This window comes from Streptomyces sp. NPDC048636 (genome assembly GCF_040650655.1).
GTDB lineage: Bacteria > Actinomycetota > Actinomycetes > Streptomycetales > Streptomycetaceae > Streptomyces.
Genome location: NZ_JBEZHR010000002.1, coordinates 772,857 through 789,845, shown reverse-complemented (window position 1 = coordinate 789,845; position 16,989 = coordinate 772,857). Strand labels below are relative to the sequence as shown.

The 16,989-nt window shown below is 72.3% G+C and carries 12 protein-coding genes; 4 read left to right on the top strand and 8 right to left on the bottom strand.

The window, feature by feature from the left end:
• Positions 1-33: 33 nt before the first annotated feature.
• From murD to rsmH, 7 genes are all read right to left on the bottom strand, one after another.
• A complete protein-coding gene (gene murD / locus AB0C66_RS09370) occupies positions 34-1,485 on the bottom strand; it encodes a UDP-N-acetylmuramoyl-L-alanine--D-glutamate ligase (RefSeq protein WP_362434955.1) in 1,452 nt (483 codons plus the stop codon).
• The gene (gene mraY, locus AB0C66_RS09365; protein ID WP_362434952.1) at positions 1,482-2,549 is read right to left on the bottom strand and encodes a phospho-N-acetylmuramoyl-pentapeptide-transferase; all 1,068 of its coding nucleotides are present in this window, start codon (positions 2,547-2,549) and stop codon (positions 1,482-1,484) included. Before mraY ends, murD begins: the two co-directional genes overlap by 4 nt.
• 65 nt (positions 2,550-2,614) lie before the next feature.
• Positions 2,615-4,042: a UDP-N-acetylmuramoyl-tripeptide--D-alanyl-D-alanine ligase gene (gene murF, locus AB0C66_RS09360; RefSeq protein ID WP_362434949.1), complete on the bottom strand. Its 1,428-nt coding sequence runs from the start codon at positions 4,040-4,042 to the stop codon at positions 2,615-2,617.
• Positions 4,043-4,104: 62 nt separating this feature from the next.
• Positions 4,105-5,865, bottom strand: coding sequence for a UDP-N-acetylmuramoyl-L-alanyl-D-glutamate--2,6-diaminopimelate ligase (locus AB0C66_RS09355; RefSeq protein ID WP_362434946.1), 1,761 nt, complete (start codon positions 5,863-5,865; stop codon positions 4,105-4,107).
• A 12-nt stretch (positions 5,866-5,877) separates the two neighbouring features.
• The gene (locus AB0C66_RS09350) at positions 5,878-7,839 is read right to left on the bottom strand and encodes a penicillin-binding protein 2 (RefSeq protein WP_362434943.1); all 1,962 of its coding nucleotides are present in this window, start codon (positions 7,837-7,839) and stop codon (positions 5,878-5,880) included.
• Positions 7,840-7,930: 91 nt separating this feature from the next.
• A complete protein-coding gene (locus AB0C66_RS09345; protein ID WP_362434940.1) occupies positions 7,931-8,443 on the bottom strand; it encodes a septum formation initiator family protein in 513 nt (170 codons plus the stop codon).
• 301 nt (positions 8,444-8,744) lie between these two features.
• A complete protein-coding gene (rsmH, locus tag AB0C66_RS09340; RefSeq protein ID WP_362434937.1) occupies positions 8,745-9,704 on the bottom strand; it encodes a 16S rRNA (cytosine(1402)-N(4))-methyltransferase RsmH in 960 nt (319 codons plus the stop codon).
• Between the two features lie 407 nt (positions 9,705-10,111).
• Between rsmH and AB0C66_RS09335 the strand changes: the two genes are divergently transcribed.
• From AB0C66_RS09335 to AB0C66_RS09320, 4 genes are all read left to right on the top strand, one after another.
• Positions 10,112-10,672, top strand: coding sequence for a carbonic anhydrase (locus AB0C66_RS09335; RefSeq protein WP_362434934.1), 561 nt, complete (start codon positions 10,112-10,114; stop codon positions 10,670-10,672).
• Positions 10,673-10,877: 205 nt separating this feature from the next.
• Positions 10,878-11,984, top strand: a complete 1,107-nt coding sequence (locus AB0C66_RS09330; protein ID WP_362434932.1) for a MoxR family ATPase — start codon at positions 10,878-10,880, stop codon at positions 11,982-11,984.
• A gap of 14 nt (positions 11,985-11,998) precedes the next feature.
• Entirely contained in the window at positions 11,999-13,369 is a 1,371-nt protein-coding gene (locus tag AB0C66_RS09325) for a DUF58 domain-containing protein (RefSeq protein ID WP_362434929.1), read from the top strand.
• Between the two features lie 70 nt (positions 13,370-13,439).
• Entirely contained in the window at positions 13,440-15,860 is a 2,421-nt protein-coding gene (locus tag AB0C66_RS09320; protein WP_362434926.1) for a transglutaminaseTgpA domain-containing protein, read from the top strand.
• A gap of 592 nt (positions 15,861-16,452) precedes the next feature.
• Here the strand turns inward: AB0C66_RS09320 and AB0C66_RS09315 are convergent.
• Positions 16,453-16,851, bottom strand: a complete 399-nt coding sequence (locus AB0C66_RS09315; RefSeq protein WP_362434923.1) for a DUF3040 domain-containing protein — start codon at positions 16,849-16,851, stop codon at positions 16,453-16,455.
• Positions 16,852-16,989 lie beyond the last annotated feature (138 nt).

Below are 16,989 nucleotides of genomic sequence, written 5' to 3'. Positions count from 1 at the left end.
CGCGCGAGCGGTGCACGGGCGGGGACCGGTGGGCTACCGGTCGTCCGGGACCGGGCCGGAGGCCAGGTCGTGGACCGCCGCGGCGAAGGCGTCGCCCCGCTTGTTGTAGTTGACGAACATGTCCATCGAGGCGCAGGCGGGTGCCATCAGGACGGTATCGCCCGGCCGGGCGAGCCGGGCCGCTTCGCGCACAGCCGCCGCCATCGCCCCAGTGTCGGTCCGCTCGAGGTCCACGACCGGGACATCCGCTGCGTGTCGCGCGAGCGCTTCCCGGATCAGCGCGCGGTCGGCGCCGATCAGCACCACCCCGCGCAGCCGCTTGGCGGCCGTCACCACCAGCTCGTCGAAGGTGGCGCCCTTGGCCAGCCCGCCCGCGATCCACACGATGCGCTCGTAGGCGCCCAACGACGCCTCGGCGGCGTGGGTGTTGGTGGCCTTGGAGTCGTCGACGTAGGCGACCCCGCCGACGTCCGCGATGTGCTCCACCCGGTGCGGGTCGGGACGGAAGGCGCGCAAGCCGTCCCGTACGGCCGCGGGCGGCACCCCGTAGGCGCGGGCCAGGGCCGCCGCGGCGAGCGCGTTGGCGATGTTGTGGGGCGCCGGGGGGTTCACATCGGAGACCTCGGCGAGCTCCTGCGCCTGCTTCTGCCGGTTGGTCACGAAGGCCCGGTCGACGAGGATGTTCTCCACGACGCCGAGCTGGGAGGGGCCGGGGGTGCCGAGGGTGAAGCCGATCGCCCGGCAGCCCTCCTCGACATCGGCCGCGCGCACCAGGTCCTCGGTGGCCGGGTCGGCGGTGTTGTAGACACAGGCCACCTGGTTGCCCTCGTAGATCCGGCCCTTGTCGGCCGCGTAGGCCGCCATGGAGCCGTGCCAGTCGAGGTGGTCGGGGGCGAGGTTGAGCACCGCCCCGGAGTGGGCGCGCAGCGAGGGCGCCCAGTGCAGCTGATAGCTGGACAGTTCGACCGCCAGCACGTCGTACGGCGTCTCGCCCAGCACGATGTCCAGCAGCGAGACGCCGATGTTGCCGACGGCCGCGGTGCGCAGCCCGGCCGCCTCCAGGATGCAGGCCAGCATCCGCACCGTGGTGGTCTTGCCGTTGGTGCCGGTGACCGCGAGCCAGGGCGGTGCGTCCGGGGCGCGCAGCCGCCACGCCAGCTCCACATCGCCCCAGACCGGTACCCCGGCCTCCGCGGCGGCCAGGAAGAGCGGGCTGGAGGGCTTCCAGCCGGGCGTGGTGACGACCAGTTCGGAGGATTCGGGCAAGGTGTCGCCGTCGCCGAGCCGGACGGTGATGCCCAGCGGCTCGAGCTCGGCGGCCTGGGCGCGCTGCGCCTCGCCGTCACTGCCGTTGACCACGGTGACGAGGGCCCCGAGTCCCCGCAGCGCACGCGCCGCGGGGACGCCGGAGACGCCGAGCCCGGCGACGGTGACCCGTCGCCCGGCGAGGTCGCCCACATCGGGGCCGGTGGCGGGGGATGTCACTGGGCCCGCCAGCCCGCGTAGAACAGGCCGAGTCCGACGATCACGCACATGCCCTGGATGATCCAGAACCGGACCACCACAAGGACCTCGCTCCACCCCTTGAGTTCGAAGTGGTGCTGGAGTGGCGCCATCCGGAAGACCCGGCGTCCGGTGAGCCGGAAGGAGCCGACCTGGATGACCACGGACAGGGTGATCAGAACGAACAGACCGCCCAGGATGGCCATCAGCAGCTCCGTACGGGAGCAGATGGCCAGCCCCGCCAGCGCGCCGCCGAGGGCGAGCGAGCCGGTGTCCCCCATGAAGATCTTGGCCGGTGAGGTGTTCCACCACAGGAAGCCGAAGCAGGCACCCATCAGCGCCGAGGCCACGACCGCGAGATCGAGCGGGTCACGGACCTCGAAACAGGACGAGGGGTTGATGAGCGTTTTGGCGTTGGCGCAGGACTCCTGGTACTGCCAGACGCCGATGAAGGTGTAGGCGCCGAAGACCATCACCGAGGCGCCGGTGGCCAGACCGTCCAGACCGTCGGTGAGGTTCACACCGTTCGACATCGCGAGGATCATGAACAGCGCCCAGATCGCGAAGATCACCGGGCCGAAGGACCAGCCGAAGTCCTGGACGAAGGAGAGCCGGTCGGAGGCCGGGGTCTGCTGGCGCGCGTCCGCGAAGTTCAGCGAGAGGATCGCGAAGGCGATGCCGACGATGAGCTGTCCGGCCATCTTCGCCTTGGCCCGCAGCCCCAGGCTCCGCTGCTTGACGATCTTGATGTAGTCGTCCAGGAAGCCGACCAGGCCCATGCCCGCGAACAGGAAGAGCACCAGCACACCGGAGAAGGTGGGCTGGCTGCCGGTGATCACCTTGGTCACGGCGTACGCGATCAGCGTGGCCAGGATGAAGGCGATACCACCCATCGTGGGGGTACCGCGCTTGGAGCCGTGGGTCCTCGGGCCGTCGTCCCGGATGTACTGGCCATAGCCCTTGCGCGCGAGCAGCTTGATCAGCAGCGGTGTGCCGATCAGCGTCAGAAAGAGCCCGATGGCTCCGGCGTAGAGGATCTGCCTCATCGCGGGTACGTGTTCTTCTCCCTGGCCTACAGCGACGGCTCCGGCCAAGAGCGTCTGCCCCATGCTCATCGGCCGGTGACCTCACCCTCGAGCAGCGCCTGCGCGAGCTTCTCCAGACCGACCGACCTGGACGCCTTCACCAACACGACGTCCCCCGGTCGCAGCTCGCCGCGCAGCAGATCGACCGCTGCCCGCACGTCGGACACGTGCACCGACTCCTCACCCCACGAACCCTCGTTCTTGGCGCCCATATCCAGCCAGGCGGCCTCCTGGCCGCCGACCGCCACGAGCTTGCTGACGTTGAGCCGGACGGCCAGCCGCCCGACCGCGTCGTGCTCGGCGAGTGACTCCTCGCCCAGCTCGGCCATCCGGCCCAGCACCGCCCACGTACGACGCCCCGGTGTAGCGGCGCCCATGGCGACCAGCGCCCGCAGCGCGGCTCTCATGGACTCGGGGTTCGCGTTGTAGGCGTCGTTGACGACCGTCACGCCGTCCGAGCGCTCGGTGACCTCCATCCGCCAGCGGGAGAGCTGACCCGCCTCGGAGAGCGCCACGGCGATCTCGTCGACGGACATGCCCAACTCATGGGCGACGGCGGCCGCGGCGAGCGCGTTCGACACGTGGTGCTCACCGTACAGGCGCATGGTCACTTCGCTGCACCCGGTGGGGGTGTGGAGCGTGAAGGCGGGCCGGCCGCCGTCGGCGAGCCGGACGTTCGCCGCGCGTACGTCGGCGCCCTCGCGCTCTCCGAACAGCACCGTGCGGGCCGTGGTGCGGGACGCCATGGCGCGCACCAGGGGGTCGTCGGCGTTGAGCACCGCGACTCCGCCGTCCTCGGCGGACGGCAGCGCCTCCACCAGCTCGCCCTTGGCCTCGGCGATCGCCTCCCGGCCGCCGAACTCCCCGATATGGGCGGTGCCGACGTTGAGGACGAGGCCGATCCGGGGCGGGGTGAGGTCCGTCAGGTACCGGATGTGGCCCTTACCGCGAGCACCCATCTCCAGCACCAGGTGCTGGGTGGTCTCGTCGGCGGTCAGCGCGGTCAGCGGCAGCCCGATCTCGTTGTTGAGCGAGCCCGGCGTCCACACGGTCGGACCGTGACGCTGGAGCAGCTGCGCGATGAGGTCCTTGGTGCTGGTCTTGCCCGCGGAGCCGGTGAGCGCCACCACAGAGGTGCCCAGACGGCGCACGACGGCACGCGCCAGCGCCCCCAGGGCGGCGATGACGTCGGGTACGACGATCGTGGGGACCGGGGCGTCCGGGGTGGAGACCGGGCGGGTGGCCAGGACCGCCACCGCGCCCGCCTCGACCGCGCCGCGCGCGAAGTCATGGCCGTCCACGCGCTCTCCGGCGAGCGCGGCGAAGAGGCTGCCTGACCGCACCTCGCGGGAGTCGATCACTACCGGGCCCGTGACCTTCAGATCAGGGTCCGGTATGTCGTGCGGCTGTCCACCGACGAGGCCGGTGATCTCGGTGAGGGACAGTGGGATCACTGATCACCTCCGGCCGTGCGGGAGAGCTGCCTGGAGGGTGCTGGTGCGCGCATGGCGGTCTGTCATCCCTGGTTGTCTTGAGGTGTGTCCCGGTGCTGTCCGTTCGCCGCGGGGCGATCGGATTCGCGCTGTCTGGTCTGCTCGCTCAGCTCGATGGCCTCGCGGAGGACCTGGCGGTCGTCGAAGGCGCGGATCACTCCGGCGATGTCCTGGCCGAGTTCATGGCCCTTGCCCGCGACGATGACGGTGTCACCGGGCTCGGCGCGGGCCACGGCGGCGGCGATGGCGTTCGCCCGGTCCTCCTCGACCAGTACGTCGCCCCGCTCGTGCGTGGGCACCTCGGCGGCGCCCGCGAGCATGGCGGCGAGGATCGCGAGCGGGTCCTCGGAGCGGGGGTTGTCGGAGGTCAGTACGGCGGTGTCGGCGTACCGGGCCACCGCGGCGCCCATGGGCCCGCGCTTGAGCCGGTCGCGGTCGCCGCCGCAGCCGAGGACGGCGTGCAGCTTGCCGTCGGTGACCCGGCGCAGGGCGCGCAGCACCGACTCCACGGCGTCGGTCTTATGGGCGTAGTCGACGACGGCGAGGTACGGCTGGCCCGCGTCCACGCGCTCCAGCCGCCCCGGCACCCCGGGGACGGCGGCCACACCGTCGGCCGCCGTCTGCGGGTCGACCCCGGCGACGACGAGGGCCACGACGGCGGCGAGCGCGTTGGCCACGTTGAACGGGCCGGGCAGCGGGGCCGCGGCCCGTACGGATTCGCCGTCGGGGCCGAGGGCGGTGAAGGTCGAGCCGAGCGGGCCGACCTCGACGCCGTCGGCACGCCAGTCGGCGTCGGGGTGGCCCTCGGCGGAGAAGGTGGTGACCGGGACCTCGGCCTGCTCCACCAGCCGCTTGCCGTACTCGTCGTCGTAGTTGATCACCGCGGCCCGGCTGCGGGCCTTGGTGAACAGCTGCGCCTTGGCCTGGAAGTAGTCCTCCATCCCGGAGTGGAACTCCATGTGCTCCGGGCTGAGGTTGTTGAAGACGGCGACGTCGAAGACACAGCCGTCGACGCGGCCGAGGACCAGCGCGTGGCTGGAGACCTCCATGACGACCGAGCCGACCTCGCGTTCGCGCATCACCGCGAACAGCGCCTGGAGGTCGGTGGCCTCCGGGGTGGTGCGCTCGGACTTGATCCGCTCGTCGCCGATCCGTGTCTCGACGGTTCCGATGAGACCGGTGAGGGCGCCCTTGTCCTTCGCGGCGGCCCGCAGACCGCCCTCGATGAGGTACGCGGTGGTGGTCTTGCCTGAAGTACCGGTGATGCCCAGCTGCAACAGGGCACGGCCCGGCTCGCCGTAGATGGTGGCGGCCAGCGCGCCCATCCGGCCGCGCGGATTGTCCACGACCAGCACCGGCAGACCGGTGGCGGCGGCGCGCTCGGCGCCCGCCGGGTCGGTCAGCACGGCCACCGCGCCGAGATCGGCGGCCTGGGCGGCGAAGTCCGCACCGTGCAGCCGGGCGCCGGACAGTGCGGCGTACACATCGCCGGGGCGTACGGCGCGCGAGTCATGGGTGATCCCGGTGACCGCGGCGCCGGCCGGCGCTTCGGGGACATCGACGCCCAGCTGATCCGCCAGCTCCGCCAGTGGAACCGGACGGACCTGGAAGGGGCGCGGCGCTCCTGGATATTCCACAGAAACGTCCTTCTGAGGCGTTTGCGACTGATCAGCGTGGGGCACGGCGGTGAGCGTACCCGGGACACCCGGTCCCCCGCGAAATGAGCGGGCGAACCGGGGCGGTACCGGCCCGCGGTTCCCGGGGTCCGGCGTGATCGTCGTCACGGCTGGTTCCGCTCACTGACCCGGGCTGTAGCTCACGGGGAGCTGCTTGCCCTTGGTGCCGCTGGGGGCCGCCTGGAGGCTCTTGAGCCCGAACTCCATCACCTTCTTGTAGACCGGACCGCAGACCTGGCCGCCGAAGTAGCTGCCCCTGGTCGGGTTCTGCACGGCGCAGTAGACGGTCAGCCGGGGCTTGTCGGCGGGGGCGAATCCGGCGAACGAGGCGGTGTAGCCGCGGTAGCGTCCGGTCTCGGGGTCCACGCGGTTGGAGGTGCCGGTCTTGCCCGCCACCCGGTAGCCGGGGATCTTGGCCTTGATACCGGTGCCCTGTTCGTCGTCGACGACCGATTCGAGCATCTCGGACAGTGTCCGGGCCGTCTCCTTGCCCACCACCCGGGTCTTCTTCGGCTTGGGCGCGGCGGTGTAGTCGCCGCCGGGGCCCTTGGAGCCGCGGACGAGGGTGGGGGCGATCCGCTCACCGCCGTTGGCGATGGTGGAGTACACCGAGGCCGCCTGGACGGCGTTGAGCGAGAGCCCCTGTCCGAACGGGATGGTGTACTGCTGCGAGGCGCTCCACTTCTCCGGTTTGGCCAGGATGCCCGGGGTCTCGCCGGGGAGGCCGAGTCCGGTGGGCCGGCCGATCCCGAACTTCCGCAGATAGGAATAGAGAATCCGGTTCTTCTGCCGCTGGGTCTTGGCGAGCTGCTCGGTGGCGAGGATGGTGCCGATATTGCTGGACTTGGCGAGCACGCCGTTGAGCGTCAGGTACCAGGTGGGGTGGTCGATGTCGTCGGCGAAGGCACGGTCCGCGCGCGGCAGCCGGTTGGGGACCTCCACATGGGTGTCCCAGCGCGCCGCGCCCTCCTCCAGGACGGCGGCCATGGACATCAGCTTGCTGACGCTGCCCGGCTCGTAGGCGTCCGAGACGGCCGCGTTGCCCAGGGCGTCCGCCTTCTGCCGGGAGAGGTCGTTGGGATCGAAGCCGGGGGCGTTGGCCAGCGCCAGGATCTCGCCGGTGCGGGTGTCCTGGACGACGACGTAGCCGCGGTCCGCCCCGGACTTGGCCACCTGGGAGGCGATGGCGCTCTGGGCCGCCCACTGGAGGTCCCGGTCGATGGTCAGCTCCACATCGCTGCCGGGCACCGCGGGCTGTTCCTTGACGTCGCCGGTGGGCACCTGGTGGCCGCCGGACTGGGCGTATACGCGTTTGCCGTCCTGGCCCGCCAGCTTCTTGTTCAGCTGCTGCTCCAGCCCCGCGGAGCCCCGGCCGTCGGCCCCCACGAAGCCCAGCAGCCCGGCGGCGAGGTCGCCGTTGGGGTAGATCCGCTTGCTGTGGGCCTCGCGGTTGACCCCGGCCAGCACATTGGTGCCCTTGCCCTTCCCGGCCGCCCCGTCCAGGGCGTTCTTCAGGTCCTTGATCTGCTTCCAGACCTGCGGGGACTGCTGCCGGGCCAGCACCACGTACTTCGACTTCGGGTTGTCGGTGAGCTTCTTCTCCAGGTCCGCCCGGTCCTTGCCGAGGATCGGCGCGAGGAGGGCGGCCGCCCGCCGGGGCGCGTCGTTCGTCCTGGCCGTCTTGGGCGTCAGCAGGTCGGGGGCGGCGGTGATGTCGTACGCGTCCACGGTGGTGGCCAGCTCGACACCGTCGCGGTCGGTGAGGGAGCCGCGCTCGGCGGCCAGGTTCACCGGGATGTAGCGGTTGACGTTGGCCTTGGCGGCGTACGCGTCGGCGTCGACGGCCTGCACCTGGAGCAGCCGTACGACGAAGACCAGCATCACCAGGGTGAGACCGAGGCTGATCAGCCGCAGCCGGGGGCGCGGGCTGCCGAGCCGGAGCTGCTGTGGCGCCCCGGAGCGGGGGCGCTGGCCCGGGCGGTCACCGGGGCGCCGCGGCGCCCCCTGGCGCGGGCGCCGCTCGGCACGCGGATCCGCCGGGCCGGGCACCCGGCGGCGGCGCGGTCCCTCGGGCGCGGTCACGCGGCGGCCTCCCTCATCGGCCCCGCGGGGCGGGAGCGGTGCGCGGACGGACGGGGCCGGGCGCGGGCAAGGGATCGCGTCACCGTGTCACCTACTGGGGAGCCGGGGTGGAGTTCGCGGAGGCGGCGGCCGCGGGGGAGGGCGTGGCCGGGGTGGTCGGCGTGGTCGGCGTCGGGATCAGCGGCGCCGCGGGGGTCGGGTCCAGCGCGGGCGGCACCCAGATGCCGGTGGTGCCGAGGGTGGTGGGCTGCGCCGTGGCCGGGGCGGGCACCCCGCTGACGGTGCCGTCCGGCTTGAGGAACGCCGGGCTGCCGCCCGGCACCATGCCCAGCTCGCGGGCGCGCCGCTCCAGGGCTCCGGGGGCGGAGAGCCGGTCCACGTCCTGTTCGAGCGCCTGTCGGTCGTCGGTGAGCTCGTCGGTCTGCTTCTCCAGTCGGCTGACCTCGAACGAGCCCTGGTTGAGGGAGGAGTTCAGCACCAGCAGCCCGATCAGGCCGGAGCCGAGCAGGACGACGACGAGCAGGACGAAGGGCGTACGCCGTGCCGTCGTGGACCCCGGCACCGACCGCCCTTTGGGCACCGCCCCGGACCCTGCTCCGCTCATCGCCCCTCCCCGCTGGTGTCCCTCACGGCGACTCCCGGCGCACGGCCACTGCGCCCACGCGGCGCAGCAGCCAAGCCATCGTCGCCATCCGCGGCCCGGCGGCCGCGCGCGCGTCGCTCACAGTGCCACCCCGTTCGCTTCTCCGCCCACACGGCGCAGCAGCCACGCCACCGTCGCCATCCGCGGCCCGGCGGCCGCCCGCGCGTCGCTCACAGTGCCACCCCGTTCGCTTCTCCGCCCACACGGCGCAGCAGCCACGCCACCGTCGCCATCCGCGGCCCGGCGGCCGCGCGCGCGTCGCTCACAGTGCCTCCTCGCGGATGCGTTCCGCGCCGCGCAGGCGGGCCGGGGCCGCGCGGCGGTTCTCCGCGATCTCCTCCTCGGTGGGCAGCTCCGCACCGCGGGTGAGCAGCTTCAGCCGCGGCTGGTAGCGCTCGGGGACGACCGGGAGGCCCGGCGGTGCGGTGTTGGTCGCGCCCGCCGCGAACACATGCTTGACCAAGCGGTCCTCGAGCGAGTGGTACGACAGGACGGCGATCCGGCCGCCGACCGCGAGCGTCCCCACGGCCGCCGGAATGGCCCGTTCCAGGATCGCCAGCTCGCCGTTGACCTCGATGCGCAGCGCCTGGAAGGTGCGCTTGGCCGGGTTGCCGCCGGTCCGCTTGGCGGCTTGCGGCAGCGCCTCGCGGATCAGCTCCACCAGCCGGGCGCTGGTGGTGAACGGCTCCTTGGCACGCTCGCGCACCACCGCGTCCACGATCTTCTTGGCGAACTTCTCCTCGCCGTAGTTGCGCAGGATGCGCACCAGATCGCCCGGCGGGTAGGTGTTGAGCACCTCGGCGGCGCTGATCCCGGTCGTCTGGTCCATCCGCATGTCCAGCGGGGCGTCCTGCGCGTAGGCGAAGCCACGTTCGGCCTCGTCCAGTTGCATGGACGACACGCCGAGGTCGAAGAGGACCCCCTGGACGCGGGGTACGCCGAGGCGATCGAGCACCTCGGGCAGTTCGTCGTAGACGGCGTGCACGAGCGTCGCCCGATCGCCGTAGGGGGCCAGCCGCTCACCGGCGAGCCGCAGGGCGTCCGGGTCGCGGTCGAGGGCGATGAGGCGGGCCGCCGGGAAGCTGCTCAGCAGCGCCTCGCTGTGGCCGCCGAGGCCGAGGGTGCAGTCGACCACTACCGCGCCGGGCTGGGCGAGAGCGGGGGCCAGCATGTCCAGACAGCGCTGGAGCATGACGGGAACATGGAGAGCGTTGCTGCTCATTGCGCTGCTCGTGCGCCCTTCTGAGGGTCGGGCGAGGAGGGTACGCACCTCCGGGTCCCCGCCCGCTCTGAAGGGGAAGCGGCCTACTGGCGCCGGGGAAGTGACGTCAGGCGACCGGAGCGGGAGGAGGCCGAGGGGTACGTACGCACCGCGCTCACGCGAAAAACCGGAATCCAAGGGGAGCGTCACGCCTCCCACTTCGCGCCACTTTAGTCCACTCGTCCCTTCGGTCAACCAACCGGTCAGCGCGTCCCGCCCCCCGTTGCGATCGGCGTCGGCGACCGCGCGCCGGGAGGGGGCGCGAGGGTGTGGATCGCATCACAATCACTCCTTCGGCGCACCCGATGCCCTCGTTTGCGCAGGCTAAAGAAAGGACAAAGACCGCTGGTGGGCTTACCGTCGTCACCATGTCGATATCCGCGCCGCAGCAGCAGTCTCAGCCGTCCGCAGACCGCGACGCCCAGCCGTCAGGTTCGGTCACCGACCGCCTCGTCGAGGCCAATCGGCGGTACGCCGACACGTTCGAGGACCCCGGCATGGACGCCCGCCCCGTGCAGCGGGTCGCCGTGGTCGCCTGTATGGACGCACGCCTGGACCTGCACGAGGCGCTCGGCCTGGAGCTGGGTGACTGCCATACGATCCGGAACGCGGGCGGTGTGGTCACCGACGACGTCATCCGTTCCCTGACCATCAGCCAGCGCGCGCTGGGCACCCGCAGCGTGGTGCTCATCCACCACACCGGCTGCGGTCTGCTGAACCTGACCGAGGACTTCCGGCACGACCTGGAGAACGAGGTGGGCCAGCGGCCGTCGTGGGCGGTCGAGGCGTTCAAGGACCTCGACGGCGATGTACGCCAGTCGATGCAGCGGGTGCGCACTTCTCCGTTCCTGCTCCACACCGACGATGTCCGCGGCTTCGTCTTCGACGTCAAGACGGGTCTGCTGCGAGAGATCGAGCCACGCGACTGAGGGGGATTTACCCCCTGAACTCGTACAGACGTGACAAATAACCCTGGGTTATCCACAGCCGAGTGACGCGAGGCCGCGAAGACCGCAAGAATGCGTAGGTGACATCGCCCCCCGCAACCCCGCGGGGGGATTCGATGCCAGCGTGTGCGGTGGGCCGGTCCGTTTCCCAGGGCAACGGCCCTGAGAACGGGCCGAGGAGGGCCGGGTGACGACCTATGACGAGCGAGCGAGCCTCAGCGATCTGACCACGACAGCGGAGCGTGTCCGCCAGTCGGTGGAGGGTGTGATCGAGGGCAAGCCCGAGGTCGTGCGGCTTTCGCTGACCGTGTTGCTCGCCGAGGGACATCTGCTGATCGAGGATGTCCCGGGCGTGGGAAAGACCATGCTCGCCAAGGCACTGGCGCGGTCCATCGACTGCTCGGTGCGGAGGATCCAGTTCACCCCGGATCTGCTGCCGTCGGACATCACCGGGGTGAGCATCTTCGATCAGCAGCGCAAGGAGTTCGAGTTCAAGCCTGGCGCGATCTTTTCGCAGATCGTGATCGGTGACGAGATCAACCGCGCCTCCCCCAAGACCCAGTCGGCGCTGCTGGAGTCGATGGAGGAGCGGCAGGTCACCATCGACGGCGAGACCTATGAGCTGCCCAGCCCCTTCATGGTGGTGGCCACGCAGAACCCGGTCGAGATGGAGGGCACCTATCCGCTGCCCGAGGCGCAGCGCGACCGCTTCATGGCGCGGGTGTCCATCGGCTATCCCAGTCCGCAGGCCGAGCTGGAGATGCTGGATGTCCACGGCGGTGTCTCCCCGCTCGACGACCTCCAGCCGGTGGCCCACGCCCATGACATCGTGAAGCTCGTCGAGGCGGTGCGCTCGGTGCATGTGGCCGAGCCGGTGCGCCGGTACGCGGTGGACCTGGTGTCCAGCACCCGTAACCACCCCGATCTGCGGCTGGGTGCCTCGCCCCGCGCCACCCTGCATCTGCTGCGGGCGGCCAAGGCGGCGGCAGCGCTGGCCGGGCGGGAATACGCGCTGCCGGACGATGTGCAGGCGCTGGTGGTGCCGGTGCTCGCGCACCGGCTGCTGCCGACGGCGCAGGCCCAGCTGAACCGGCGCACCTCCGAGCAGGTGGTCACGGAGATCGTGCAGCGCACCTCGGTGCCCACGGCGGCTCCGCGCGGCGCGGGCCCGGTGCCGCAGTCAGGTCCCCTGTCGCCGTCCGGACCCGTGCCGCATTCCGGCCCCATGCCGCCGGTGCCGCCCATGCCGCCGACCGGTTACGGCCAGCAGCAGCCGGGCGCGCGGAGGCTGTGATGGTCCCCGGGGGGATGAGCGCGGATCCCGACGGCTCCGGTGAGGAGGAGAAGGGAGCGCTCCGGACCGCCCTCGCCGGGCTGACCACCCGCGGCCGCTCCTTCCTGGCCGCCGGAGTCGCCGCCGCGGTGTGCAGCTATGTGCTGGGCCAGGGGGATCTGCTGCGGGTGGGGCTGCTGCTCGCCTCGCTCCCCCTGGTCTGCGTGGCCGTGGTCTACCGCACCCGGTACCGGGTGGCGGGCAGCAGACGGCTGTCGCCCGCCCGGGTCCCGGCCGGTTCCGAGGCCCGGGTGCATCTGCGGATCGACAATGTCTCGCGGCTGCCCACCGGGCTGCTGATGCTCCAGGACCGCGTCCCGTATGTACTGGGGCCGCGCCCCCGCTTCGTGCTGGACCGGGTGGAGGCGGGCGGGCGCCGCGAGGTGTCCTACCGGGTCCGCTCGGATCTGCGGGGCCGCTATCCGCTGGGCCCGCTCCAGCTCCGGTTGAACGACCCGTTCGGGATGTGCGAGCTGACCCGTGCCTTCAGCGCCTACGACACCCTCACGGTGGTGCCGCGGGTCGAGCCGCTGCCCGCGGTGCGGCTCACCGGCGAGGCCGCGGGATACGGGGACGGGCGCCACCGTTCACTGGCGCTGGCCGGTGAGGACGATGTGATCCCGCGCGGCTATCGGCACGGCGACGATCTGCGCCGTGTCCACTGGCGCTCCACCGCGCGCTACGGCGAGTTGATGGTCCGCCGGGAGGAGCAGCCGCGGCGTGCCCACTGCACGGTGCTGCTGGACACCCGGTATGTGGCCCATCAGGGCTCGGGGCCGGATTCGGGCTTCGAGTGGGCGGTATCCGGCGCGGCCTCGGCCGCGGTGCATCTGCTGGAGCGCGGTTACGCGGTGCGGCTGCTGACCGACACCGGAAGCTCGGTGCCCGGCCCGGACGGCGGGGGCGGATTCTCCGGTTCCTCACATGACTCCGCGGAGACGGCCGGACTGATGCTGGACACCCTCGCGGTGGTGGACCACTCCGACGATGTCGGCCTCTCCGCCGCCTACGACGTGCTGCGCGGCGGCAATGAGGGGCTGCTGGTGGCCTTCTTCGGCGATCTGGACGAGGAGCAGTCGGCGCTTGCCGCCCGGATGCGGCAGCGCACCACCGCGGCGGTGGCCTTCGTCCTGGACGGCGCCGCATGGGCGCGCGGGGTCCCGGGCGCGGGGCCGCAGCCGCTGGAGGAGCGGCTGCGGCGGCTGCGCGAGGCGGGCTGGACGGCCCTTCCGGTGGGCCCCGGCAGCTCGTTGGCACAGCTGTGGCGGCAGGCCGACGCCATGGGCATGGCCGGGACCGACGCCGGGCCGTCGGTGCTGGGCGGTAAGACAGGGAGCTGGGCATGAGTGACGCGGGCGCGGCGGCGCGCATGGGCAGTCGCCCCGGCGCGGCTCAGGCGACGGAGGGGGGCGCGGGATGAGTGGGAGCGTTCGGCTCGCGATATGCGCGACCCTCGCCACGGTGGCGGCCGGCTGTGCGCTGCTGCCGCTGGTGGACGCGTCCGGATGGCTTTTCCAGGCACTGCTGTTGCTGGCGGTCCAGAGCGCGGTGGGCGTGGCCGCCCGCCGGGTGCCGCTGGCCCGTCCGCTGACGGTGGCCGCCCAGGCCCTGACCTCGCTGGTGCTGCTCACGCTGGTCTTCGCGCAGGGTCAGGCGCTCGGCGGGCTGCTGCCGAGCCCGCAGGCCCTTCAGGAGTTCGCGCTCCTGCTGCGCTCGGGCGCGGACGACGTCGGGCGGTACGCCATCCCGGCGCCGCTCACCGACGGCATCCGGCTGCTGCTGATCGGCGGAGTGCTGGTGATCGGTCTGGTGGTCGACGCCCTGGCGGTCACCTACCGCAGCGCGGCCCCGGCCGGGCTGCCGCTGCTCGCCCTGTATTCGGTGGCCGCCGGGCTCTCCGACGACAGCGGCGACTGGCTGTGGTTCCTGGTGGCCGCGGCCGGATATCTGGTGCTGCTGCTGGCCGAGGGCCGGGACCGGCTGTCCCAGTGGGGCCGGGTGTTCAGCGGTGGCGCCCGCCACCCCGGCGGCGCACCGCCATCGGGGCTGGCCGGGGCCGGTGGCGGCCAGGCACTCGCCCCGGTGCGCAACGGCCGCCGGATCGGTGTGCTGGCCCTGGGCATCGCCCTTGCGGTGCCCGCGGCACTGCCCTCGCTGGACGGTGGGCTGCTGGACGAGAAGAACGGCGGCAGTGGCTCGGGCAGCAGCGGTGGCACCATCTCGGCGGTGAATCCGCTGGTGTCGCTCCAGGACAGCCTGAACCAGCCGGAGAACAAGGAGGTGCTGCGGTACCGCACTTCCTCACAGACCACCCAGGACCTCTATCTGCGGATCGTCGCGCTGGACAAGTTCGACGGCACCTCGTGGAAGTCCTCGGAGCGGCATGTCACGGATGTGCCGGACCAGATGCCGTCGCCGGCCGGGCTCGGCCCCTCGGTGCGGGTCTCCTCCGTCGACACCACCATCACGGCCGCGGACTGGTACGCGCAGAACTGGCTGCCCCTCCCCTACCCGGCCACCAAGGTGGAGATCGACGGGCGCTGGCGCTATGAGCCGGAGGGCCGCACGCTGGTCGGCGACCGCGGCCAGACCACCCGGGGCGAGCAGTACCGGGTCTCCAGCCTGCTGGTGGAGCCCACGGCCGAGCAGCTGGCCGGGGCCCCGGCACCGCCCAAGCGGCTGCTCCGCGAGTACACCCAGGTGCCGGACTCGCTGCCGCCCGTGGTCTCGCGCACGGCGCGGCAGATCACGAAGGGCGCGGACAACGCGTACAAGAAGGCGGTGAAGCTCCAGGACTGGTTCGCGGTGAACGGTGGGTTCCGTTACGACACCCAGGTGCAGTCCGGCAGTGGTTCGGCCGCCATCGTCCGCTTCCTGAAGCAGAAGGAAGGCTTCTGCGTCCATTTCTCCTTCTCGATGGCGGCGATGGCCCGGACGCTGGGCATCCCGGCCCGGGTGGCCGTGGGCTTCACTCCCGGCACCACCCAGGCGGACGGTTCGGTGTCGGTGGGGCTCAAGGACGCGCACGCCTGGCCCGAGCTGTACTTCGAGGGCGTCGGCTGGACCCGCTTCGAGCCCACCCCGAGCCGTGGCACCCAGCCCGACTACACGATGGAGCAGACGCCCACCGGCGAGCCGAGCGACGAGCCCTCGGACGAGCCCAGCGCCTCCTCCGAGCCGTCGGCCGCGCCGACCGCCTCGGACACCTGCCCCCCGCAGATGAAGAAGGAGGGCAGCTGCGACGGCCCGGCGGCCCAGGTGCCGGACAGCGGCTCCTCGGGCGGCGGTTGGTCCGCGTCCAAGGTCACCGGCTGGAGTGCACTGGCGGTGCTGCTGGTCGTGGTTCCCCTGCTGCCGATGGTGTGGCGGCGCCGGGTCCGGTCCCGCAGACTGGGCGGCTCCGCCGGCCGCACCGATCAGGACGCGGCCGACCGCACCCTCGCCGCCTGGCGCGAACTGGTCGACTCGGCCTGGGACTTCGGCGTGGTGCCGGACGACTCCCAGACCTCGCGCAACACGGTGGCCCGGATCGTGCGGATCGCCGGACTCGAGGACGGGACGGACGAGGCGGCAGAGGCGGCTCGCCGGGTGGCCACGGCGGTGGAGCAGGTGCTCTACGCGCCGCGGCCGCATCCGAGCGCGGGTATCGCGGACGATGTCCGTCAGGTGCTGGCCGGTCTCCGGTCCCGCGCCACCCGCTGGGAGCGCCTGCGCGCCCTCCTGCTCCCGCGCTCCGCCGCCCGCCTGGTCTGGGCGGCCGCCGACCGCCGCTCCGCCCTGCTCAACCGCTGGACCACCCCCCGCTGGGTCACCCGCCTCCGCAACCAGCGAGGCTGACCGGCCCCCGTTCCCGGCCCGGGCCCAGCCCGGACCGGGAACGACCACCTGGGCCCGGCGGCTCCAGGGCACCCGCCGAGCCCCGTGCGGGCCCGCTCAGGCGGCGCAGGCTGGACACGGCCGCTCCCCGGCAGACACCGAGCGACGCGACCCCCGGCGGACACCGGATCCCGGGGACCCGCTCAAGCGACCGCAGGCTGGGACACGGTCCTCCCGGGGCGGGTGCCGGGCCCGCCGGTTGCTCCGGGGTCGGCCGGGGCGGCCGGTTCGGGCAAGGGCGGGGCTCAGTGGGTCCAGTCCGGCCCGGGCGCGCCGGGTGCGGCAGGCTCAGGCGGCGCCCCGGCCAGCCCATGGGCGGAGACAGGCGATCAGGGACGGGGCAGGCGAGCGCGGCTCGGGCCGGAGGCCGGAGAGGGGCGATCGCGGCCCGGGGCGGCCCAGCTCGCATCGGGCCCGCTGCCCGCCCCTGGCGGGAGTGGAGAGCCCGGTAGCCAGCCGTCCGGGCCGCGGGACGCGGAAAGCGCCCCGCGGCGCGGGGACGGGTGAGGGGCGACCACCCGGCGGTGGTCGCCCCTCGGCGTCTCAGACGTGCTCAGTGGCCCTGTTCATCGCGGCGGCGCTGCCACCGCTCCTCGATACGGTTCATCATCGAACGGCGCTGACGGCTCTGACGGCGGGGGGCCGCCGCACCGGCACCGGGGCGCTGTGCCTCACCGGGCTTGGGCGCCTTGCGCCAGCCCGTCACCGCAAGCACCGCACAGCCCAGCATGATCAGGAATCCCACCACGCTGATCCACGTCTTCGGGAGGATCACTCCGACCATCAGGAGCGCGATGCCCAGCAGAAAACCCGCGACCGCCAGGTAGACCCGTCGCCGGGTGTACGTGCGCAGGCCGCTTCCCTCAAGCGCTGTCGCGAACTTGGGATCTTCGGCGTACAGCGCTCGCTCCATTTGCTCGAGCATGCGCTGCTCGTGCTCCGAGAGCGGCACGGAGTCCTCCTACTCGTCGGTCGCGGGGGGCGACCGGGTGCGACCCTTTCAGGATAGGCAGGGAATCGCCCCCGTGAAACCCGCCCCTCAGCGCCAATTCGCCCACCGTTCCCTCAGTAGCGAAAGTTGACGCTGAGA